Origin of the sequence: Mycobacterium sp. (genome assembly GCF_035697385.1) — a bacterium.
In the GTDB taxonomy this organism is placed as follows: Bacteria; Actinomycetota; Actinomycetes; order Mycobacteriales; family Mycobacteriaceae; genus Mycobacterium.
Window position 1 is genome coordinate 1 of sequence record NZ_DASSCY010000314.1, and the last position, 21,372, is coordinate 21,372.

18 protein-coding genes, 1 pseudogene and 1 riboswitch are annotated in these 21,372 nt (G+C 65.5%); of the genes and pseudogenes, 8 read left to right on the forward strand and 11 right to left on the reverse strand.

Annotated elements, in window-relative coordinates:
* The first annotated feature begins 89 nt into the window (after window positions 1-89).
* From gcvH to VFH65_RS26590, 7 genes are all read left to right on the forward strand, one after another.
* The gene (gcvH, locus tag VFH65_RS26560) at window positions 90-485 is read left to right on the forward strand and encodes a glycine cleavage system protein GcvH (protein WP_353325718.1); all 396 of its coding nucleotides are present in this window, start codon (window positions 90-92) and stop codon (window positions 483-485) included.
* A gap of 156 nt (window positions 486-641) precedes the next feature.
* Window positions 642-1,112, forward strand: a complete 471-nt coding sequence (gene garA, locus VFH65_RS26565) for a glycogen accumulation regulator GarA (RefSeq protein ID WP_353325720.1) — start codon at window positions 642-644, stop codon at window positions 1,110-1,112.
* A gap of 27 nt (window positions 1,113-1,139) precedes the next feature.
* Window positions 1,140-1,874, forward strand: a complete 735-nt coding sequence (locus VFH65_RS26570) for a MerR family transcriptional regulator (protein WP_353325722.1) — start codon at window positions 1,140-1,142, stop codon at window positions 1,872-1,874.
* A gap of 48 nt (window positions 1,875-1,922) precedes the next feature.
* Window positions 1,923-2,417 (forward strand): bifunctional nuclease family protein, encoded by a 495-nt coding sequence (locus tag VFH65_RS26575; protein ID WP_353325723.1) that lies wholly within the window; start codon window positions 1,923-1,925, stop codon window positions 2,415-2,417.
* A 212-nt stretch (window positions 2,418-2,629) separates the two neighbouring features.
* The gene (locus tag VFH65_RS26580) at window positions 2,630-3,253 is read left to right on the forward strand and encodes a MerR family transcriptional regulator (protein WP_353325725.1); all 624 of its coding nucleotides are present in this window, start codon (window positions 2,630-2,632) and stop codon (window positions 3,251-3,253) included.
* A 24-nt stretch (window positions 3,254-3,277) separates the two neighbouring features.
* Window positions 3,278-3,376: riboswitch (glycine riboswitch) on the forward strand.
* A gap of 156 nt (window positions 3,377-3,532) precedes the next feature.
* Window positions 3,533-6,403, forward strand: a complete 2,871-nt coding sequence (gene gcvP, locus VFH65_RS26585; protein WP_353325726.1) for an aminomethyl-transferring glycine dehydrogenase — start codon at window positions 3,533-3,535, stop codon at window positions 6,401-6,403.
* Window positions 6,404-6,462: 59 nt separating this feature from the next.
* Window positions 6,463-6,831 carry a hypothetical protein gene (locus tag VFH65_RS26590; RefSeq protein ID WP_414688517.1) on the forward strand — a complete coding sequence of 123 codons (369 nt, stop codon included), beginning with the start codon at window positions 6,463-6,465 and terminating at the stop codon, window positions 6,829-6,831.
* On the opposite strand, the gene VFH65_RS26595 is transcribed toward VFH65_RS26590, so the two are convergent.
* Together VFH65_RS26595 and VFH65_RS32095 are read right to left on the reverse strand one after the other, a co-directional pair.
* Complete coding sequence (locus tag VFH65_RS26595) at window positions 6,828-7,442, reverse strand: LysM peptidoglycan-binding domain-containing protein (protein ID WP_414688515.1); 615 nt, start codon at window positions 7,440-7,442, stop codon at window positions 6,828-6,830. The genes VFH65_RS26590 and VFH65_RS26595 overlap by 4 nt on opposite strands.
* 161 nt (window positions 7,443-7,603) lie before the next feature.
* Window positions 7,604-7,750 carry a hypothetical protein gene (locus VFH65_RS32095; RefSeq protein ID WP_414688516.1) on the reverse strand — a complete coding sequence of 49 codons (147 nt, stop codon included), beginning with the start codon at window positions 7,748-7,750 and terminating at the stop codon, window positions 7,604-7,606.
* Between VFH65_RS32095 and VFH65_RS26605 the strand changes: the two genes are divergently transcribed.
* Complete coding sequence (locus VFH65_RS26605) at window positions 7,738-8,613, forward strand: alpha/beta fold hydrolase (RefSeq protein ID WP_353325731.1); 876 nt, start codon at window positions 7,738-7,740, stop codon at window positions 8,611-8,613. The two genes, VFH65_RS32095 and VFH65_RS26605, sit on opposite strands and share 13 nt — an antisense overlap.
* On the opposite strand, the gene VFH65_RS26610 is transcribed toward VFH65_RS26605, so the two are convergent.
* The 9 genes and pseudogenes from VFH65_RS26610 to VFH65_RS26650 all read right to left on the reverse strand — a co-directional run.
* Entirely contained in the window at window positions 8,602-10,242 is a 1,641-nt protein-coding gene (locus tag VFH65_RS26610) for a peroxidase family protein (protein WP_353325733.1), read from the reverse strand. The two genes, VFH65_RS26605 and VFH65_RS26610, sit on opposite strands and share 12 nt — an antisense overlap.
* Before the next feature lie 19 nt (window positions 10,243-10,261).
* The gene (locus VFH65_RS26615) at window positions 10,262-12,397 is read right to left on the reverse strand and encodes a substrate-binding domain-containing protein (protein ID WP_353325735.1); all 2,136 of its coding nucleotides are present in this window, start codon (window positions 12,395-12,397) and stop codon (window positions 10,262-10,264) included.
* Window positions 12,398-12,427: 30 nt separating this feature from the next.
* Window positions 12,428-14,635: a malate synthase G gene (locus tag VFH65_RS26620; RefSeq protein WP_353325737.1), complete on the reverse strand. Its 2,208-nt coding sequence runs from the start codon at window positions 14,633-14,635 to the stop codon at window positions 12,428-12,430.
* Between the two features lie 48 nt (window positions 14,636-14,683).
* Window positions 14,684-15,472 (reverse strand): 3-methyladenine DNA glycosylase, encoded by a 789-nt coding sequence (locus VFH65_RS26625; RefSeq protein ID WP_353325746.1) that lies wholly within the window; start codon window positions 15,470-15,472, stop codon window positions 14,684-14,686.
* Window positions 15,473-15,548: 76 nt separating this feature from the next.
* On the reverse strand, window positions 15,549-16,601 hold the full coding sequence (locus VFH65_RS26630; RefSeq protein ID WP_353325739.1) for a hemolysin family protein: 1,053 nt from the start codon (window positions 16,599-16,601) through the stop codon (window positions 15,549-15,551).
* Complete coding sequence (locus VFH65_RS26635) at window positions 16,601-17,959, reverse strand: hemolysin family protein (protein WP_353325741.1); 1,359 nt, start codon at window positions 17,957-17,959, stop codon at window positions 16,601-16,603. The genes VFH65_RS26630 and VFH65_RS26635 overlap by 1 nt, the downstream gene beginning before the upstream one ends.
* A gap of 192 nt (window positions 17,960-18,151) precedes the next feature.
* Window positions 18,152-19,588 (reverse strand): GuaB1 family IMP dehydrogenase-related protein, encoded by a 1,437-nt coding sequence (locus VFH65_RS26640; RefSeq protein ID WP_353325743.1) that lies wholly within the window; start codon window positions 19,586-19,588, stop codon window positions 18,152-18,154.
* A 25-nt stretch (window positions 19,589-19,613) separates the two neighbouring features.
* Window positions 19,614-21,083 carry an NADP-dependent phosphogluconate dehydrogenase gene (gndA, locus tag VFH65_RS26645; RefSeq protein ID WP_353325745.1) on the reverse strand — a complete coding sequence of 490 codons (1,470 nt, stop codon included), beginning with the start codon at window positions 21,081-21,083 and terminating at the stop codon, window positions 19,614-19,616.
* Window positions 21,084-21,138: 55 nt separating this feature from the next.
* Window positions 21,139-21,372, reverse strand: a pseudogene (locus VFH65_RS26650) (M56 family peptidase); the annotation flags it as partial.

The following is a 21,372-nucleotide window of genomic DNA, read 5'->3' on the forward strand; positions in this document are numbered from 1 at the left end:
GTGACCGCCTTGCGGCAACCGAAACAACGCCAATACGCTCAGCCAGTCAAGTGAGATCAGCCGCAGTTCGCCGGAGAAATAGGAGCGCCGTGAGCGAAATCCCAGCCGACCTGTCCTACACCGAGGAACACGAGTGGGTGCAGCGCACCGGCGACGACACCGTCCGCGTCGGCATCACCGATTACGCCCAGTCGGCGCTGGGCGATGTGGTGTTCGTACAGCTTCCCGACGTCGGCGCCGAGGTGACCGCGGGGGAGTCGTTCGGCGAGGTCGAGTCCACCAAGTCTGTGTCGGACCTCTACGCGCCCGTCACCGCGAAAGTCGTTGCTGTCAACGGTGATCTGGAGGCTGATCCGCAGCTGGTCAACTCCGATCCCTACGGCGAAGGATGGCTCGTCGACCTCCAAGTCAGCGGGGGGTCACTCGAGGACGCGCTCTCGGGGCTTCTCGACGCGGATGGCTACCGCACCGCCGTGACCGAATGACGAGTTGTTAGGGTTCTGCACACCGAAGGCCAAGTAGAAGCGGATCCGGCGGTGGTGGACACAATGGCGTCCACTGCGCGGTACGGTCAACACCAGACGAATTTCGGCTGGGGGGGACCGGCCCATATCGCCACAGCAGCCAGTGAGGAGCAGCGGGTGACGGACAAGGACAACGACCAGACGTCTGACGAAGTCACCGTGGAAACGACATCGGTTTTCCGCGCGGACTTCCTCAACGAACTGGATGCCCCCGCCGCGGCGGGCACCGAGGGTGCCGTCTCAGGGGTTGAGGGCCTCCCGGTGGGGTCGGCCCTTCTCGTCGTAAAGCGCGGGCCCAACGCCGGCTCGCGATTCCTGCTCGACCAGCCCACCACCTCGGCGGGTCGACATCCCGACAGCGACATTTTCCTCGACGACGTCACCGTCAGCCGCCGTCATGCCGAGTTCCGGCTGGAGGGCGGCGAGTTCCAAGTCGTCGACGTCGGCAGCCTCAACGGCACCTATGTCAACCGTGAGCCGGTGGACTCGGCTGTGCTGGCCAATGGTGACGAGGTGCAAATCGGTAAGTTCCGCCTGGTGTTCCTCACCGGGCCCAAGAGTGACGACGACAGCGGTCCGGGCAGCTAGCAATGAGCGCTCGCGCGAAGAGCTGACATGACACAGCCCGGCGTCCAATCTCCGCTCACCGGGATGTCGATCGGTGCGGTCCTCGATCTGCTGCGAGGCGACTTCCCGGACGTGACCATCTCCAAGATTCGGTTCTTGGAGGCCGAAGGACTGGTCACGCCTGAGCGCACGGCGTCTGGATATCGGCGGTTCACCGCCTATGACTGCGCGCGGCTGCGGTTCATTCTGACCGCCCAGCGCGACCAGTATCTGCCGTTGAAAGTCATCAAAGCCCAGCTGGACGCCCAGCCCGACGGCGAGTTGCCGCAGACCGGATCCGCTTACGGGCAACCGCGTTTGGTGCCTGTCGACGCGCAGTCCGGTGACGGCTCCGCGGCCGTCGCGCCGACGCAGATCCGGCTGAGCCGCGAGGATCTGCTCGCCCGTTCGGGTGTCGACGACGAACTGCTCACCGCACTGGTGAAGGCCGGGGTGATCACCACTGGACCTGGCGGATTCTTCGACGAGCACTCGGTGGTGATCGTGCAGTGCGCCCGCGCACTGTCCGAGTACGGCGTGGAGCCCAGGCATTTGCGGGCGTTCCGCTCGGCGGCCGATCGCCAATCCGATCTCATCGCGCAGATCGCCGGTCCGGTGGTCAAAGCGGGTAAGGCCGGTGCGCGGGACCGCGCAGACGATCTTGCCCGCGAGGTCGCTGCGCTGGCGATCACATTGCACACGTCGCTGATCAAGTCGGCTGTGCGCGACGTTCTGGATCGCTGAGGATTAGACTCGCTATTGACGGCTTCTTGGTGCGGAGGGCAGACACAGATGGGTGAGGTTCGTGTGGTCGGCATTCGCGTGGAGCAGCCCCAGAACCAGCCGGTTCTGCTCCTGCGGGAGTCCAACGGTGACCGCTACCTGCCGATCTGGATCGGGCAGCCGGAAGCGAACGCGATCGCTTTCGAGCAGCAGGGTATCGAGCCGGCGCGGCCGATGACGCATGACCTGATCCGAGATCTCATTGCCGCGCTTGGCCATTCGCTCAAGGAAGTCCGCATCGTCGACCTTCAGGAGGGCACCTTCTACGCGGATCTGATCTTCGACCGCGACATCAAGGTGTCTGCCAGACCGTCGGACTCGGTGGCCATCGCGTTGCGGGTCGGTGTGCCGATCTACGTCGAAGAAGCGGTCCTGGCCGAGGCTGGCCTGCTGATTCCCGACGAGAACGACGACGAAGCCACCGGCGCGGTTCGTGAGGACGAGGTGGAGAAGTTCAAGGAGTTCTTGGACAGCGTGTCGCCCGACGACTTCAAGGCGACGTAGGGGCTCGGTCCAGCCCTTTAGTCACGGATACGTCTCGTCGGCCTCGACACGCGGCGCGGGTTTCTCTCAACCGCGATTTGGGCAGCCATACTTTGATGGCGACGAGCAGTAATGGCTCGACGGGAAGCGTATGCTCGACACATTCGAGCTTTGGCAAACGTGCGCCCACGCAGGTCACAGACGCAGGTTCGATCGGCGAGAGGATTCGAGAAGTGGGAGATACGCCACGTCAAGAGCAGCTGGACCTGTCCTCGGGTAACGCACCAACCGAATCGCCTGCCGAGGCACCCAGCGAACCCGTGCAGCCGGGTCTCTTCCCCGACAACTCGGTGCCCGACGAGCTCGTCGGCTATCGCGGTCCGAGTGCCTGCCAGATCGCCGGCATCACCTATCGCCAGCTGGACTACTGGGCGCGGACCTCGCTCGTCGTGCCGTCCATCCGCAGCGCGGCGGGCTCGGGCAGCCAGCGGCTGTACTCCTTCAAGGACATCCTGGTCCTCAAGATCGTCAAGCGGCTGCTCGACACCGGCATCTCACTGCACAACATCCGCGTCGCCGTCGACCATCTGCGCCAGCGCGGCGTGCGCGACCTCGCCAACATCACGTTGTTCTCCGACGGCACCACGGTTTACGAGTGCACGTCGGCCGAGGAAGTGGTGGACCTGTTGCAGGGTGGCCAAGGCGTATTCGGCATCGCCGTGTCCGGCGCGATGCGTGAACTGACCGGCGCAATCGCCGACTTTCCGGGTGAGCGAGCCGACGGTGGGGAGTCGATCTCCGCGCCAGAGGACGAGCTGGCCTCGCGGCGTAAGCACCGCGACCGCAAGATCGGCTAACGACCGGTAGAATCGGCCCCGCATCGCCCATGTGCGGGAGAGTTCCGTGACGGCCAGTCACGGACGCCGAAGGAGCAACACCTCTCCGTCAACCTCTCAGGCACCAAGGACCGCGCACGGCCCCGATGCCTCTGGAAAGCGGTAAGCGTCATGCTTACCCGCCCATGGGGAAAGGCGAGGCAAACTCGCCGAATCTCTCAGGCGCCCGCAACGGGTTGACGACAGAGGGAGAGGAACCTCAGCGGTTCTGCGCCTTCATGATGTCGGGAGTCCTCGCCAGTGTTCGATCACAACCAGCCCAACTTCGCCGACCGGCATATCGGCCCGGACGCCGACGCCGTCGCGACGATGCTCAAGACCATCGGTATTGGATCGCTTGACGAACTCGCCGACAAGGCACTGCCCGCCGGCATCCTCGACGCGCTGTCGGCCGACGGCATCGCCCCCGGGTTGGACATCCTTCCGCAGGCCGCCACCGAGGAGGAGGCGCTGGCGGAGCTGCGCGCCTTAGCCGACGCCAACACCGTGGCGGTGTCGATGATCGGGCAGGGCTACTTCGACACGCTGACGCCGCCGGTGTTGCGCCGCAACATCCTTGAGAACCCCGCGTGGTACACCGCATACACCCCGTATCAGCCGGAGATCAGCCAGGGCCGGCTGGAGGCGCTGCTGAACTTCCAGACCATGGTCGCCGACCTGACCGGGCTCGAGGTCGCCAACGCCTCGATGCTCGACGAGGGCACCGCCGCCGCCGAGGCGATGACGCTGATGCACCGGGCGGTGCGCGGACCGTCGAACCGGCTGGCCGTCGATGCCGACATCTACCGGCAGACCGCGGCCGTGATCGCCACCCGCGCCGAGCCGCTGGGCATCGAAATCGTCACCGCCGATCTGCGGCAGGGGCTTCCTGAAGGTGACTTCTTCGGCGTGATCACCCAATTGCCCGGCGCCAGTGGGGCAGTCGTCGACTGGACCGAGTTGGTTACTCAGGCCCACGAGCGCGGCGCACTGGTCGCCGTCGGCGCCGACCTGCTGGCGCTGACGCTGACCACCCCGCCAGGAGACATCGGCGCCGACGTCGCCTTCGGCAGCACCCAAAGGTTCGGTGTACCAATGGGATTCGGCGGTCCGCACGCCGGTTATCTGGCCGTGCACGCCAAGCATGCCCGGCAGTTGCCCGGCCGGCTGGTGGGGGTTTCCGTCGATGTCGACGGTGCCGCGGCGTACCGCTTGTCGCTGCAGACCCGTGAGCAGCACATCCGCCGCGACAAGGCGACGAGCAATATCTGTACCGCGCAGGTCCTGCTCGCAGTGATCGCCGCCATGTACGCGAGCTATCACGGCGCGGACGGGCTCGCAGGCATCGCTCGCCGGGTGCACGGACGTGCCCTGGCGCTGGCCGCCGGCCTTGCCGCCGCAGGTGTCGAGGTGGTGCACCGCGCGTTCTTCGACACGGTGCTGGCGCGAGTGCCCGGCCGGGCCGCGAAGGTCCGTGACGAGGCGAAGGTGCGGGGCATCAACATCTGGCTGGTGGACGACGACCACGTGTCCGTGTCGTGCGACGAGGCGACCACGGCCGCACACGTCGATGCGGTTTTGTCGGCATTCGGCGCCGCCATCGCCGACGGTGATTTCGACGGCGTGGACATCGCCACCCGCACATCGGAATTCCTCACGCATCCGGCGTTCACGCAGTACCGAACCGAGACCGAGATGATGCGGTATCTACGGTCGTTGGCCGACAAGGATATTGCGTTGGACCGCAGCATGATTCCGCTCGGATCGTGCACGATGAAGCTCAACGCGGCTGCCGAGATGGAACCGATCACGTGGCCGGAGTTCGCGCGTCAGCATCCGTTCTCCCCGGCCTCCGATACGCCGGGTCTGCGCAAGCTGATCGCCGACCTCGAGACATGGCTGACGGGTATCACCGGGTACGACGCGGTGTCGCTACAGCCCAACGCCGGTTCGCAGGGGGAGTACGCCGGTCTGCTGGCCATTCAGGCGTATCACGCCGAACGTGGCCAGCCGGACCGCGACGTCTGCCTGATCCCGTCGAGCGCGCACGGCACCAATGCGGCGTCGGCGGCGCTGGTCGGCATGCGGGTGGTGGTGGTTGCGTGCCGCGCTAACGGTGACGTGGACCTCGACGATCTGCGGGCGAAGGTGACCGAGCACGCGGATCAGTTGTCCGCCTTGATGATTACGTATCCGTCCACTCACGGCGTGTTCGAGCACGACATCGCCGACATCTGCGCGGCCGTGCACGACGTCGGCGGTCAGGTCTACGTCGACGGCGCCAACCTCAACGCTCTGGTCGGGCTGGCCCGGCCGGGTCGCTTCGGTGGTGACGTCAGCCACCTGAATCTGCACAAGACGTTCTGCATCCCGCACGGCGGTGGCGGACCAGGAGTCGGACCAGTTGCGGTGCGGGCACACCTGGCGCCCTACCTGCCCGGGCATCCACTCGCCGACGAGTCCCCCGCAAGCGGGAGGTGCCCCCAGCCCCGACGGCACACGGTGTCCTCGGCGCCCTACGGGTCGGCGTCGATCCTGCCCATCACCTGGGCGTACATCCGGATGATGGGGGCGGCCGGCCTACGTTCTGCGTCGCTGACCGCAATCGCGTCCGCCAATTACATCGCCCGTCGCCTCGACGAGTACTACCCCGTGCTGTACACGGGGGAGAACGGCATGGTCGCCCACGAGTGCATCCTCGACCTTCGCGGCATCACCAAGGCGACCGGCGTCACTGTCGACGACGTGGCAAAGCGCTTGGCCGACTACGGTTTCCACGCGCCCACCATGAGCTTCCCGGTGGCCGGTACGCTGATGGTCGAGCCGACCGAAAGTGAGAGTCTGACCGAAGTGGATGCGTTCTGTGAGGCGATGATCGCGATCCGCGCCGAGATCGACCAGGTCGGTGCTGGGACGTGGTCTGTTGACGACAACCCGTTGCGCGGAGCGCCGCACACCGCCGAGTGCTTGCTGGTATCCGATTGGGATCACCCGTACACCCGTGAACAGGCGGCTTACCCGCTGGGCAAGGGATTCCGGCCCAAGGTGTGGCCGCCGGTGCGCCGCATCGACGGCGCCTACGGTGACCGCAATCTGGTGTGCTCGTGCCCGCCGGTGGAGGCGTTCGCGTGAGGTCGCGAACCGCCGTCGTCGCAGCGTTGGTTGCCGCGGGCTGGTACGCGTCCGCTGGGATGGCATCCGCCGAGCCGGAGCCCGCGCCGCCGCCCCCGCCTGCGCCCAAGACAACCATCGACACCGACGGCACCTTCGCGGTCGGCAAGGACATCGAGCCGGGCACGTACACCTCGGCTGGCCCAGTCGATGAGGGCGCCTGCTACTGGAAGCGGTCCAACGGAACCGAGCTCGTCGACAACGCGCTGACCAAGAAGCCACAGGTCGTGGTCATCGAGGCGACGGACACCTCGTTCACCACCAGCGACTGCCAGCCGTGGCAGAAGACCGACGCCCCGCCGCCACCGCAGCCAGGGCCGGGGGCTCTGCTCGGGCAGCTGGGCGACTTCATCGGCCGCGGAATCCTGTCCGGGCCGCCGCCCGGCTAGCCGCCCAGGTCGAACGACGGGAAAAAGAGCAGCTGGCCGACCGCGATGTCGTCGGGGTCGTCGATCAGGTTGGCCGCCGCGACCATCTTCACCAGGGTCAGCGTGCGGTCCACGCCGACGTCACCGTAGTGATCGTTGGCCAGGTCCCACAGCGTGTCACCAGCGACGACCGTGCGCCGCCTGTTCAGCCGAGGCTGGATCAGCACATGACCGGGTTGCGGGTCCGCGTCGCCCATGTGATTCGCGAGCGCGATGACGGGCCACAGGCCGAATTCTCCGTACCATCGCTCGGCCAGCACCTCCCATGTCTCGCCGGCAACGACGGTGTGGTGACCGACATTCGCCAGGTCGGGAATGAGAAGCCACTCGCCGACCACGAGGTCACGCTGCCCCGCGTGATTGGCCACCTCGACGATGCCGGCCAAATGAGTGTCGCCGTAGAAGAGCTGCGCAATCTTGCGGGTCGTGTCGCCCGGCTTCACCTGATGGCGGAAGGTGACGTATGGGATCTCCAGCTCCTGGCCCACCACCAGATGGTCGGGATTGGATAGGTAGTTGACTTCGATGATTACGCGGTGCAGGCGAGGGTCGCCATAGAACCACTCGGCCACTCTCCACAGGGTGTCGCCCTTTTGTATTTGGTATTTGCCCCTCATGGGTGTGCCTCCCTGCCGTTTTGCTCTCGCCCCGGTGGGGACGCTGGGCAAAAGTGTCGTTGACCAGGGAGTGCGGGTCACGGGTAGTTGACTACCCGACTTTCTGCGGGGGGCACTCAACCGAAGCGGTCGATGATCGCCTCACTGATTCGGTCGGGTCCGTCCTCCTGGATGTAGTGATTGGCCTCGGGCAGCTCGACCAATCCGCATTGGCGTGTTCCTCCGGTGACGAGTTGGTACGGTCCGTCGGGTGTTACCGCCAAGAGTGGCAGAGTGGTCTGACAGTGGCCGGTGGGTGTCGACGGACTCCGGCAGGATTTTCGTCAGCTCCGCCCCGGGAGACGGCCCCACCGTGCTGTTGCTGCACGGATACCCGTCCAGCTCGTTCGACTACCGGATGGCCGTACCGCAGCTGGCCGGACGGGCGTGGCTGACGCTGGACTTTCTCGGTTTCGGGCTGTCGGACAAGCCGCGGCCGCACCAGTACAGCCTGCTCGAGCAGGCCGACATCGTGCAGACCGTGGTCTCGGAGGCGACGACGGGACCGGTGGTGATCGTCGCGCACGACATGGGCACGTCGGTGACCACCGAACTGGTCGCTCGTGACATCGAAGGCCGGTTGCCTTTCGACTTGCAACGCGTGGTGCTGACTAACGGCAGCGTGATCCTGGCGCGGGCGAGCCTGCGGCCGATCCAGAAGGTGCTGCGCGGCCCACTCGGTCCCGTGGTTGCCCGGTTGGCGAACCGCCGCACGTTCGTGCGCGGCTTCGGCCGGCTGTTCAGCGCGAACCATCCACTGTCGGAGGAGGAGGCCGACGCGCAGTGGGCGTTGCTGGCGCACAACGACGGGCATCGCATCGCGCATCTGCTGATCTCGTATCTCGACGAGCGGGTCCGCTACGCGACGCGATGGCATGGCGCTGTGCGGGATTGGCCCAAACCGTTGAGCTTCCTGTGGGCGCTGGACGACCCGGTGGCGACCACCAATGTGCTCGACGGATTGCGCGAATTACGGCCCGCCGCAGACGTTGTCGAGCTTTCCGGCGTCGGCCACTACCCACAAGTGGAGGTGCCGGACGTCTTCACCCGCTCGGCGTTGAGCTTGTTGTCGGCGTCAGGTGATTGATCGGCGCTCCTGGTTGAAGTCCACCCGAGGGTTCGGCAATTCACCAGGGATGTTGCGCGCAACGATGTCCGCGAGAGTCTTCGTCGACGTGAAGATCTCGAGTCCCGTTTCAGAGAATGTTTCACGGCCGAAGATTCCCGGCGCGAGCAACGGATTGGTGAGCGCCTGCGAAAACGCATCGACTGCAACCATCGTCGCCATCAGTGTCGGCAATATGCCACCCTTACGCACGTCCTCGGCGAACAACCCGGGATAGAGTTCGACGTTGTCGACCTCGCCGTAGCACTCCTTCAGGGCTGATTGGACGCTCGGGTCCGACGAAAGATCCTCGAATGACTTCAGTTTGGGATAACCGCATCGCTGACGATAGGCATTGAACGAGGCAAGTTTGGTCTCTCGGCCGATCTCGATCGACTTCTGTTCGATGTCGAGCAATGCGGGGTCGGTGTTGAGTAGACCGACCGCGGTGCATGGCTGCGCAGAGGCTTCGTCGAACAGTGCAGAGAGGCCGTTGGTGGTCACCAAGTCGGTGTCCCACAGCACCTCCTGGACGTTACGATCTTCGCCACCGACACGGATACTGCTGGGAATCATGGTGTGCCAGCGGTAAAGCAGGTTGAACTCGACCGACATCCAATTTTGGCGGTACCACTTTTCTCCTGCGCCGATGCCGGACTCGACGAACAGCTTGAACTTGATGGGCGTGATGTGGTTGATGTAGTCCTCGATGACGACACGCAGTAGCACCGCCGTGAGTGTGTTGCGTGTCGTCTCGAATACGCGGTCGTCGTTCCACTTCGGATCGCCCTCGTGCGCTGCGGCGATCTGTTGGGCGATGCTGTTGTGTTCACGCAGGAACAGCGTGCTCATCATGACCAGTCCGTAGTGGATGTTTCCGCGCGGAATCCCAAGGGCGAAAAGCTTTTTGCGCTTTTCGGGCGAGAGCGGTTGCGACATCGAGGTGGTCCTGGTCTTCCGGTCCCCGATCTCCAAGTCCGGGCCACCCGGATAGGTGATCGGAAGATTGGCGAACTCCTCCTTGGGCTGACCATCGGCACCGAAGTAGTAGGGCGGGAACTCCTGGCCGTTGATGGTCTGGCTCTTCAGCTCGCCGGGCCGCTGCTCGTCTCTGCGTCGCAGTGCGTCGGTCACGTCGGTGGTCTGACCGTACAGCTGGCTGAGATCGATTTCGTGGGTCGACGTGTTCTTGCGCGCATTGGCCGGATCGGTCCGCAGGAATCCGTCGACGAACCACTGCGCGAAATGAGGAAAGAGCAACGTCGACTTCGCGGAAACCTGCTCGCGGCCCGCAGGGCGTTCGAACAGCCCGACGACCGTGGCGACCTCTGGCGGTGGATCTGGAAATTGGTCGTCCCCGGGCAGGTGGCGCGCGCTCCACGTCCGATCTGTGAGGCCCGGCCAAGAGCGGTAATCCCTGTCCTCATAGGTGCTCAGGCCCAAGGGCCGGGTCGGCATGGTGTAGACCATCCGATTGATGAGGAACCGGTTTACCGTCGATCGCAGCTTCGGCATCCGGCCGACGATTGCCCACGCTGGACCGAAATTCGTCGTCAAATAGATCCGCGCGCCGTTCTTGAGCCCGTTCTTGCGCCAAAACCCCCTGGTCACGGGTAGACCATAGGGCAAATCAGCCCAGCATGGACGCGATCGCCGAGGTCAGTTCTTGGGACGCCGACGACGCCAGATTCTGGTAGCTGCCGCCGCTGGCCTGCGCGACGGCCTCCCAGCTGGCACGGTCGGAGTCCGAGCCGAAGTCGATGACGTTGACGGCGACGGGTTTGGCCGGATCGAACGCCCCGCGGATGTACTGCTGCAAGCCCGAACCGTCAAGGGATTGGTCGGTGTGCGGCCCGGTGGTAATGACGAGGATCGAATTGCTTTGGCCCTGGCGGTAGTTCGTCACCGCTTCGGTGTAGACCAACCGCAGTGTCGTGAACGACACCGCGCCGCCGCTCGATGGCGACTGCGAGTCGAGGGCAGCGGTCAGCGCCGTCGAGCGGGGCCTACCGTTAAGTGGGTCCGATAACGGGCCGATGCCCACCTCGGATCTGCCCTCTGTGCCGTCGAACGTCCACAGTCCCACCGCGGAATTCGGAGGCAACGCCTGCAACCGTGCGTTGAGCGCGGCAACCACATTCGCCAGCCGTGACTTTCCGCCCTCCTCAGTGGGCATCGACTGGTCGAGCATGATCGTGACGGCCGGGCTTTCGACCGGTGCGGTCAGCGCATTGGCGAGCGTGGCCCGCATCGCGTTGTCGCCGACCGAAAGGGGTGCCGAAACCGGCGCGAAGTTGGTGACATCGCTTTGAGGCGGCGTGCTGCCCTCAGTGCGGAAACCGGCCTTGGCGAGCTCGGCGAGGTGCTCGGACTTGCGCATGAAACGGGCAAATTCGCTGGCCGCGCTGACCTGCTCTTGCGACAGCCAATTGCCGCTGAGCAGCACGGTCGGATAGTCAGCGATGGCCGTTGGCCCGGGCGGCAGCCACGATGCGACGACGTTCTTGGCATCCGGCAGCGAAGCGGCTCGCTCGAAAAGCTGCTGCTCGGTGGTGACCACGGCATGTACGGGGGCAGCGGCAGGATCGGTGGCGCTCAGCAACGCGTCCATCGCGGTCGACGCCTTGTTGTCGGCCAGCTTTGGCTGGCCGGCCATTAGCGTGTTGACCGCACCGGTACCGGAGCTGGCGGGCGCGCCGGCAGGTGCCGACGCCGCGGCGACCGCCTCAGCGGCCAGATACGACGCGTCGCTGTCACCACTGAGCGGCATCGAAAGCCGCAGCGAGCCCCAGCCGGGCAAGTTCAACCCGTCCAGCGAGTCGGGGTTGCTCTGCAGCGACGGCAGCGTGGCCCAATTCTGCTGCACCAAAGCATTTTTGAGCTGCGGACGGATGGCGAGCAGAACCGGTGAGGTGACCAGCGAGCGGCTGTCGCTGATGGTTTTGGCGCCAGCAGTTGCCTCCAGCCGGGCCGCCGAGACCGAGCTTGCCGGTATCCACAACGCGGGGCGCTCACCGAGTTCAGCAGGCCAGTTGCCGATGAACCCGTTGACTACCTGATCGGGATCGGACGGCTTGACGCCGACCTTGACGCACCGGTCACCGACCGGGGCTGCGGTTTCGTTGAAGGTGTTGGCCAGCGTCTGGATCTGATCGGAGATCGACGGATCGGCGACGACCGCGACGGCGACTTCACCAGCAACGCACCGGGCCGCCGCGGCATCGGAACGGTTCGACAGCGCGTCGCCGAAGAATCGCCACAGGATGATGCCACCGACCACCACGACCACGGTGACCAGGGCGGCGATGACGCCAATGCTGACGCCGCGCCTGCCAGTGGTGATCGCGCGGTGGCTGCCTGTCCATTCGCCGCCTTCCCAGTCACCTCCGTGCTGCCTGCCGGAGCGGGGAGGCGGCGCAGAAGCTCCGCGTGGCTGGAATTCGGGGTCGTCCCGCGTGGGGGAGTCGGAGCGGCCGTATTCGGGCTCACCGTAATCGATTTCGTCATACCCGGGTTCGTCGTGCCTCGGTTCACGGTAGCTGGGTTGGCGGTAAGCCGGCTCGGAGTATTCGGTTCTGCCGTAGACCGGCTCGTCGGGATATTCGGTGCGGCCATAGTCCACATCGCCGTACTCCGGCCCGCTGTACCTGGCCCCGAAGTCGGGCTCATCAGCTGGTTGATAGCCGAATCGCTCGGTCTGCGGCTCCTCGGGTGGTTGCTCTTCACCATCCGATTCGTCGGGATCGGGGATGCTATGTCTGCCCATCCCCGCCTCTGTGCTCGCTGCGCGGACCGATCACGTCGTCGCCTTATACTCGCGGCGCCTCCGATGCAGGATCGGCTCCGTGTAGCCGTTGGGCTGCTCGCCACCGGACAGGATCAGCTCCTGTGCGGCCTGGAACGCGATGTTTCCGTCGGGGTCGTCAGCCATCGGCCGGAACTCCGGATCCTTTTCGTTCTGCTTGTCCACCACGGCGGCCATCCGCCGCAGGCTGGCCTTGACGTCTTCGGCGGTGATCACCCCGTGCCGCAGCCAGTTCGCCAGCAGCTGGCTGGAAATCCGCAAGGTGGCGCGGTCCTCCATCAGCGCGACGTTGTGGATATCGGGCACCTTGGAGCAGCCGACGCCGGCGTCGATCCAGCGCACCACGTAGCCGAGGATCGACTGGCAGTTGTTGTCGACCTCTTCGCGGATCTCCTCGGGTGCCCACGCCAGCTCCTTGGCCAGCGGGATGGTCAGCAGCTGATCGATGTTGGTGCGACGTTCGCCTTCCAACTCTTTGTGCACCGCGTAGACGTCGACCTCGTGATAGTGCATGGCGTGCAAGGTCGCCGCCGTCGGCGACGGAACCCACGCGGTGGTCGCGCCGGCCTTGGGCTGGCCGATCTTCTGCTCGACCATGTCGGCCATCAGCTCCGTCATTGCCCACATGCCCTTGCCGATCTGCGCGCGGCCGGAGAACCCGGTGGCCAGGCCGATATCGACGTTCTGGTCCTCGTATGCCTGGATCCACTGGGTGCCTTTCATGGCGCCCTTGCGGATCATCGGCCCGGCTTCCATCGAGGTGTGGATCTCGTCACCGGTGCGGTCGAGGAAGCCGGTGTTGATGAAGACCACACGATCGGCTGCCGCCTTGACGCAGGCCTTGAGGTTGACGGTGGTGCGTCGTTCCTCATCCATGATCCCGACCTTGAGCGTGTTCTGCGGCAGACCGAGGACATCCTCGACCCGGCTGAACAGCTCGGCGGTGTAGGCCACCTCGTCCGGGCCGTGCATCTTCGGCTTCACGATGTAGACCGAGCCGGTTCGGCTGTTCAGCAGCGGGCCGTTGCCATCGCCTGACTTCAGCCCGTGCATGGCGATCAGGCTGGTGAACAAGGCGTCTTGGATGCCCTCGAACACCTCATCGCCGTCCGCCCCGTCCTCGGCTCCGTTCTCTTTCATCACAATCGCGTCGTTGGTCATGAGGTGACCGACGTTGCGCACGAACAGCAGGCTGCGCCCCGGAAGGGTGAGCTCGCCACCGTCCGGTGTCGTATAGGTGCGGTCCTCGTTGAGAACGCGGGTGAAGGTGCTGTCTCCCTTGGCGACCTCTTCGGTGAGGTCGCCTCTGTTCAGGCCCAGCCAGTTGCGGTAACCGAGGACCTTGTCGTCGGCGTCGACGGCAGCCACGGAGTCCTCGAAGTCCATGATCGTGGTGATCGCCGACTCGAGGACGACGTCCTTGACCCCTGCCTGGTCGGTCGAGCCGACGGGCGAATCGGGGTCAACGAGGATCTCGATGTGCAGGCCATGGTTGCGCAACAGCACCAACCACTGCGGCGATCCGAGCTCGCCGGTGTAGCCGACGAACTGCTCCGGAGCGGCCAGCCCAGTCGACAGACCGTCGCCCAACGTGATGAGTAGTTGACCTTCGTCGATCTTGATGCCGGTCGCCTTACTCCACGAGCCCGTGGCAAGGGGGGCCGCACCGTCGAGGAAGCGACGCGCATAGGCGATGACCTTATCGCCGCGCACTGGGTTGTAGCTGGTGCCCTTCTCGGCGCCGTCGTCCTCCGAGATCACATCGGTGCCGTACAGCGCGTCGTACAGCGAGCCCCATCGGGCATTGGCCGCGTTGAGGGCGAACCGCGCATTGAGGATCGGCACCACCAACTGCGGGCCAGCGGTCGCGGTGATCTCGTCGTCGACCCCGGCTGTGGTGATGGTGAAGTCTTCTGGCTCGGGCTGCAGATAACCGATCTCGGTGAGGAACTGCTTGTAGCCCTCGGGGTCGATCGGCTCGATGACGTGCTGGCGGTGGTACTTGTCGATCTGCGCTTGAAGCTCGTCTCGCCGGGCCAGCAGATCCTGATTCTGGGGGGTCAGATCGGTGACGACCTTGTCGACGCCCGCCCAGAAGCTGTCGGGGTCGATACCGGTGCCCGGCAGCGCCTCGTTGGTGATGAAGTCGTACAACACCTGAGCCACGCGCAGGTTCCCCACCGTCACGCGATCGGTCATGTTTCCTCCCTTGAGCTGTCGAACCAGCTTACCCATGCGTAACTGCGGTTATTCTCCGCGTACTGCCCTGAGCAGCAGGTCACACCGGTCGGCCAGCGTGCGCCGCAGCGGCGCGGCCTGCTCAGCAACGCTCTGCTGAGCCCGCACGTATTCGGCGCGACCGGCCGGTGTCTCGATCGCGATCGGCTCGAATCCGTAGTCGCGGAGATCATAGGGGCTGGCTCGCATGTCGACTTCACGGGCGTCGGCAGCCAGCTCCAGGCAATCCATCACCAACTCGGAGGGCACCAGCGGTCCCAGCTTGTAACACCATTTGTACAGATCCATGTTTGCGTGAATGCACGCCGGTTGCTCCGCGGCGACCTGCGCTTCTCGGGTCAGTGGTTCCGCGTTACGACCCACAGCAGGTTCGGTGAAGAACCGGTAGGCATCAAAGTGGCTGCACCGCAACGGTATTGACTCCACGACGGTGTCGGTGCCGGCCGCTCCGAGTCGCAGCGGGACCCGCCCGTGCCGCACAGCAGGGGCCTGATAGACCATCGCCCACTCGTGCAGGCCGAAGCAGTTCAGTCGCGCTGGGCGCGAGGCCGTCGCGCGCAGCAGCTTGGCGATGAACCGCACCGTGTCAGCCCGCGCCATGAGGTGTTCGCGGGTCACCATTACTCCGTGACGCCCGCGGCCGTAGCCGCTGCGGTCGAGGTAGCGCTGCGCCGAATCGCCGGCGAGTGCAACACCGAAGCCGGGATGCCAGACCCGCAATTGCCGCGGGCGCAAGCTGTAGTAGGTGAATAGAAAATCCCATACCGGATGGGATTGACCCGGCTGCCGCCGGTGCATCTGGAGGAACTGCTCGGCGCGCTCGCCGTGTGCTTTGTCACGGCGAATCCAGTCAGATTCCCCGAGCAGCACCGTGTCAGGCACGGTGCGTTCCGTCGCGCACCGTGCCGACCAGGTCCTCGACCAGATCCTCCAGCGCCACCATTGCGGAGATATTGCCCTCGGCCTCGGTGACCAGCGCCAGATGGGCATTGTTGCGGCGCAACCGCGACAGCGCTTCGGGCAAGGGCAGTGTCGCGGGCAGCCGCGGCAGGGGACGCACCACCGACAGGTCGACGACCGCGTCGGGGTCGTCGACCGAGGTGAGCACGTCCTTGATGTGCACATAGCCGACGAACTGGCCGGCCGCGTCGACCACCGGGAAGCGCGAATAGCCGGTGTCGGCCAGCGCCTGTTCGATCGCCCCGACGGTCGGACCGGCACCTTCTCGGGCCACAACCACGGCCCGAATCTCGCCAAGCGGCACCGCGACGTCGCTGACGATTCGGTTGCGGATCTGCAGCGCCCGGGTCAGCCTGCCGTGCTCCTCGGGGTCAAGCAGGCCCTCCGACAGCGATTCGGCGATCATCTCGGACAGTTCGACGGTCGAGACGGTGACATCGAGTTCGTCCTTGGGCTCGACCCGGAAAGCCCGCAGAGTGGTGTTGGCGCACCAGTTGTAGAAGGCGATGAACGGTCGCGCGACTCGGATCCACATCAAATACGCCGGCGTCAGCAGCATCGCCGCGGATTCGGGGCCGGCAATGGCGATGTTCTTCGGCACCATTTCACCGAGCAGGACGTGCAGCGTCACAACAACGCTCAAGGCTACAAAGAAGGACACCGTGTGCAGCACAGTGTCAGAGATGCCGAACAGATGGAACGGTTTCTCCAGCAGGTGAGCGACCGCGGGTTCGCCGACGCGGCCAAGCAGGATCGAGCAGATCGTGATGCCCAGCTGCGCACCGGCGAGCATCAGCGAAAGGTTCTCACCGGCCCGGATCACCGTGACCGCACTCTTCTTGCCCTGCTCAGCGAGGGCTTCGAGTCGGTCGCGGCGCGCGGATATCAGCGCGAACTCAGACGCCACGAAGAACGCGTTGGCTCCCAGAAGCAGCACGGTGAGCAATACACCGAGAAGGTCGCCCATCAGCCGTCCTCGCCATCGCCGCGTCGGCCTAGTTCGGTGAGTTCGAGGAGATCGATGCGGCGGCCGTCCATCCGCACGACGGTGGCTAGCCAGTGCACCGGATCCTCGACTGGGCCGTCAGGATCGAACGCCGTCAGCTCCACGGATTCGGTCTCTTTGGGGATGTGGCCAAGCTTTTCCAGCACCAGGCCGCCGATGGTTTCGTAATCGCCTTCGGGGGCGCGGAAGCCGGTGTGCTCGGCGACCTCGTCGATGCGCAGCAGTCCCGATACCTGCCAGCCGCGACCAGCGGCTACCACGTCAGGAGGTTCGACGTCGTGTTCGTCGCGGACGTCGCCGACGATCTCTTCGATCAGGTCCTCCATGGTGACCATGCCCGCGGTGCCGCCGTATTCGTCGACGACCAGCGCTGTCTGCAGTCCACTGGATCGGATCTGGCTCATCACGTCGTCGCCGTCGAGTGTCGACGGCACCGTCGGGACGGGCAGCGCCAGAGAGGCGAGCCGTGTGCTTGCACGTCTGCCGGGCAGCACTTCGAAGACTTGTTTGACGTGGACCATGCCGATGGTTTCGTCCAGGTCGCCCTCGACGATCGGGAAGCGCGAGTACCCGGTCTTGATTGCGGCGGTAACCAGGTCGGCAACGGTGTCGTCGACTTCCAGCGCCTCGATCTTGGACCGCGGCGTCATCAGTTCCTCGGCGGTGCGGTCGCCAAACTGCAATGAGCGGTCCACCAACACCGCGGTGACGGGGTCGAGCGCGCCGCGGCGAGCCGAAGTTCGCACCAGCGAGACCAACTCCTGAGGCGAACGCGCCGACCGCAATTCCTCCGCCGGTTCGATGCCGAGTCGGCGAAGGATCCAGTTGGCAGCGCCGTTGGTGAGCCGGATGAGCGGAGTGAACATCATCGAGAACAGCAGCTGGGGACCGGCCGTCGCTCGCGCCGTCGGAACCGGCCGGGCGACCGCGAGGTTCTTCGGCACAAGCTCGCCGAACACCATAGACAGCGAAGTGGCGATCAGGACGGCGAGAAACAACGCGAGGCCGCTGACGAGACTTTCGGGCAGGCCCAACGCGCTCAGACCAGGGTGTAGAAGCCGCGCGACGACGGGTTCCGCCAGGTAGCCGGTGGCCAGCGTGGTGATAGAGATGCCCACCTGTGCACCCGAAAGTTGAAAGGACAGTGTGCGATGCGCGCGTCGGACCAGTTCGTCGCGGCGGTGACCGCTGCGGGCGTTGGCCTCGACGGTGCTGCGCTCGAGGGCAGTCAGCGAGAACTCGGCCGCGACGAACACCGCAGTGCCCGCGGTGAGTGCCACGATCGCCAACAAGGAAAGCACCGTCAAAGCGACGCTCATCGCATCCTCGCTGGGCTATCGCCGGACCCACGGCCCGGCCGACTAGAAGAGGGCTCGGCGTCGGACTGCTCGCCCGAGGGCCGCTCGGCCCGGAAGCCGACGGCCTCCACGGGTGCCTGCGGCACTGGTGCCCTTTCGATTAGACGGCAGGATGAGAAAACTATGGTAGCCCGTCGGGCCTGATCGGCAGACTCACCAGCCGCTGGGAAGCGGGTGTCCTTCGGCGAATCCGGCCGCTGACTGCACGCCGAGGAGCACCTTTTCGTGCAGTTCGGTGATGGACGCGGCGCCGACGTAGGTGCAAGTGCTGCGCACACCAGCGGTGATGTGGTCGAGCAGGTCCTCCACGCCGCCGCGCGAGGGGTCAAGTCCCATCCTCGAGGTGGAGATGCCCTCCTCGAACAACGTCTTGCGGGCCTGGTCGAACGGGCTGTCCGCGCCGGTGCGGGCCGCCACCGCCCGCTTGCTGGCCATGCCGTAGCTCTCTTTGTACGGATTCTCGTCGCGGTCACGCATCAGGTCGCCGGGCGACTCGTACGTTCCGGCGAACCACGAGCCGATCATCACGTTGGACGCGCCCGCCGCCAACGCAAGTGCCACGTCACGGGGGTGGCGGACGCCACCATCGGCCCACACGTGGCCGCCGAGTTGCTTTGCCGCCGCGGCACATTCGACGACGGCGGAGAATTGCGGGCGGCCGACGCCGGTCATCATCCGGGTGGTGCACATGGCACCGGGCCCGACGCCGACCTTGACGATCGAGGCGCCCGCGGAGATCAGGTCGCGAGTGCCGTCGGCGGACACCACGTTGCCTGCAGCGATCGGCACCCCGAGATCGAGAGAGCACACCGACTTGATCGCGTCGAGCATCTTGAGCTGATGACCGTGCGCGGTGTCGATCACCAGCAGGTCGACACCGGCCTCGGCCAGTCCGCGGGCTTTGGCGCCGACGTCACCGTTGATGCCTACTGCCGCCGCGATGCGCAGCCGGCCCTTGTCGTCGACCGCGGGTGTGTAGATGCCGGCCCGGATCGCGCCGGTGCGGGTGAGTACACCGGCCAGCGTGCCGTCCGGTTCGGTCATCACCGCGACGTCGACCGGCGCGTGTTCGAGCAGGTCGAAGACCTTGCGGGGCTCGGTGCCAACAGGTGCGGTGACGAAGTCGGACACCGCGACGTCGCGGACCCGGGTGAAGCGGTCGACCCCAACGCAGTTGGCCTCGGTGACGAGGCCGATGGGCCGGCCTTCGAAGACGACGACCGCTGCGCCGTGGGCGCGTTTGTGAATCAGCGCCATCGCGTCCGACACCGAGTCGTCGGGCACCAGTGTGACCGGGGTGTCGACGACCAAGTCGCGGCTTTTGACGAAGTTGACCGTCGCCTGAACCACAGAGATAGGGAGATCCTGCGGCAGAACGACGATGCCGCCACGACGGGCCACCGTTTCGGCCATCCGGCGTCCGGCCACCGCGGTCATGTTGGCCACCACCACGGGGATGGTGGTGCCCGACCCGTCAGACGTCGACAGATCGACGTCGAAACGCGACTGCACGTCCGAGCGTCCCGGGACGATGAAGACGTCGTTATAGGTCAGGTCGTACGGCGGCGGATGGCCTTCGAGAAATCGCATTGCCCTCGAGTCTAGGTTTTCGGCGTCAAGCGGGAACTTCGGAGTGATCCCCACTCCACAGCGTGTGAAACTTCTGATCGCGATCGGAGTCGATGCGGGCATAGGTGTGGGCGCCGAAGAAGTCCCGGAGGCCCTGGATCAGCGCCGCAGGCAGGCGCTCGGTGCGCAACGCGTCGTAGTAGGACAGCGCCGACGAGAAGCCGGGGATCGGGATGCCGAGCTGCGTCGCGGTCGACACCACCCGTCGCCAGCTGTCGATGGCCGACTCGACAGCACTGCGGAAGTACGGCGCAGCGAGCAGTGTGGCCAGCTCGGGTTCTTCGTCGTAGGCCTCTTTGATGCGATTCAAGAACTTCGCCCTGATGATGCAGCCGCCCCGCCAGATCGTCGCGAGGTCACCAGGGGTGATGTTCCAGTCGTGCTCTGAGCTGCCGGCCTGAATCTGGTTGAACCCTTGCGCGTAGGCGACGATCTTCGACGCATAGAGCGCCTGCCGCACATCTTCGGTGAATTTCTCTGCGTCGCTGGGCTTTTCGCCGAGGTCGCCGGATGCCAAACCGGTGGTGGCCTGCCGTTGGGCGACCGAGCCCGAGAGTGCCCGCGCGAACACCGCTTCGGCGATTCCGGTGACAGGCACACCAAGGTCCAGAGCCGACTTGACGGTCCAGCGGCCGGTGCCCTTCTGCTCGGCCTCGTCGAGGATGAGGTCGACGAGCGGCTTGCCGGTCTTGGCGTCCATCTGCTGCAGCACCTCGGCGGTGATCTCGACGAGGAAGCTGTCGAGGTCGCCCTTGTTCCACTCGGTGAAAACGTCAGCGATCTGCGGTGCGGTCAGGCCGAGGCCGTCGCGCAGCAGTTGGTAGGCCTCGCCGATCAGCTGCATATCGGAGTACTCGATGCCGTTGTGCACCATCTTCACGAAATGGCCTGCGCCGTCGGGTCCGATGTGCGTGCAGCATGGGACACCGTCGACATGCGCGGAGATCTCCTCCAGCAGCGGCCCCAGCGACTCGTAGGATTCGGCGGGTCCGCCGGGCATGATCGAAGGACCGTTCAGCGCACCCTCCTCGCCACCGGAGATACCCGCGCCGACGAAGTGCAGGCCGCGCTCACGCATCGCCTTCTCGCGGCGGATGGTGTCGGTGAAAAGCGCGTTGCCGCCATCGATGATGATGTCGCCATCTTCCATCGCGTCGGCGAGCTCATTGATGACGGCGTCCGTCGGGTCACCTGCCTTGACCATGATCAGCACCCGGCGGGGTTTCTCAAGTGCGGCAAGGAATTCCGGAATGGTCTCACTGCGGACGAAGCTGCCCTCCGAGCCGTGGTCGGCCACCAGCGCGTCGGTGCGGGCGATCGAGCGGTTGTGCAACGCGACGGTGTAGCCGTGTCGCGCGAAGTTCCTAGCGATGTTGGACCCCATCACCGCCAGGCCGGTCACCCCGATCTGAGCGGTGCCGGTGGTGTCAGAAGCAGTGTTTTCAGACGGGCTCATTCGGGCGGCCTTTCATTTTTCGGTGGTGGCACAACGGCTTTGAATACGACAACGCCTACGCGGTGAACAGTCGGTGCAATTCGGTCAGCCACGGCACCGCCAGCGCGACGGTGGGCACGACGAGAACGGCGGCGGCGGCGAGGTAGGCAGTGACCGCCAGCGCCAGGCTGTTCGGGCGCCCGCCGAGGCGGCGCACCCGCAGCACCGTTGTCGGGCCGCCCGCGGCGAGGGCGCCCGATGGTGTGCGTCCGGACGCGCATGCAACCAGCGCGCGAGCCAGGGGAGTTGG